The 1,301-nt window shown below is 70.5% G+C and carries 1 pseudogene; it reads right to left on the minus strand.

Going from position 1 to position 1,301, the window contains the following annotated elements:
• A pseudogene (locus tag ACTWQJ_RS51475) lies at positions 1 to 1,181 on the minus strand (RNA-guided endonuclease InsQ/TnpB family protein); the annotation flags it as partial.
• Positions 1,182 to 1,301 lie beyond the last annotated feature (120 nt).

Below are 1,301 nucleotides of genomic sequence, written 5' to 3' on the forward strand. Positions count from 1 at the left end.
GTTGACTGGGCCCCGCGTCGCCACAACTCCCACGCACGAGCGCGGATGTTGCGGGAGCCTCCCCCACTCTCGGCTTCGCTCGAGCGGGAGGTGCCCCCATCGGTCCGCGTGCGCAACGACGCCGCAGGACCGGCAGGCGAACCAGGCCTGGGAGACCCGGTTCGCCCTGTCGATGTGCCCGCACTCGGCGCAGGTACGGGAGGTGTACGCCGGATCGACGTACACCACCGGCACCCCGCCCGGCGGGCCTTGTACGCGATGAACGCCCCCAGCTGCGCGAACGACCAGCCGTGGAGGGTGGCCCGTTGGGGCTTTGCAAGCCGTACCCGCTCGCGGATGCCCGTGAGGTCCTCCAGGGCGATCCCGCGACCGGTGCGTTCCGCCTCCGCCACCACATGCTTCGCGGTCTTGTGGTCAATGTCCCTGGCCCGCCGCGCCTCCTTGCACCGCCGCTTCTTCAGGCGCCGCTTGGCGGACGGGGTGTTCTTCTTCTGCAGCTTGGCGCGCAGCTTCCGTTCCCGGACCCGGATGCGGTTCAGCTCACGCCCGGCCAGGATCTCGCCGTCGGAGGTGGTGGCGATGTTCACGATGCCCAGGTCGAGGCCGAGGAAGTCCCCCGGATCCGTGTCCGGCGCGGCTTCGGGTCCCTCGCAGGTGGCCAGCAGGAACCACATGCCGTCCCGGCAGACCAGGTCGGACTCGCCCTTGCGGTACAGGGCGAGGGTGGCCATCTGCTCGGGAGAGGCGGTGAAGGCCACGTCCTTCACCCGCCCCGAAACCGTCCAGATCGACACCCGGCGTTCGGGGATCTGCCAGGACAGCATCCGGTCGTCGTAGGGCTGCGCGCTCTGCGGCCGGAAGGCGATCGGCTTCCCGGCGGCCTTCCGGTACCGCCGGGAGCCGGGCTTGCCCAGGTTCCCGGCCTTCAGGTTGGCCTTCAGCGTGGCGTACGCGTCGCACGTCTTCTTGATCACGTGCTGGGCGGCCTGCGCGCCCAGCCGCCACCGGGCCTTGATCTCGCCGTAGGTGTGCTCGCGCAGCGCGAAGTCCCGCTTCACACCCTTTTCGAAGGCCACGCCGCTGGCCCAGGTCGCCGCCTCGTTGCAGGCGCGCAGGGTCGCCTCAAGTGCCGCCGCCTGCACGAGCGTCGGCAGCAGCTTTACCTGCACCACCAGCTTCACGATCATCAAACCTACACACGCGTACGACCGCCCCCCGTACGTTCACCACACGTCACCCGACCGGGTGACGCCGTCACCGCGCACGCGGCACCGGCTCCGCCGGACACGGCACCCGGCCGC

This window comes from Streptomyces sp. KR55 (assembly GCF_052245645.1).
GTDB lineage: Bacteria > Actinomycetota > Actinomycetes > Streptomycetales > Streptomycetaceae > Streptomyces > Streptomyces flavusporus.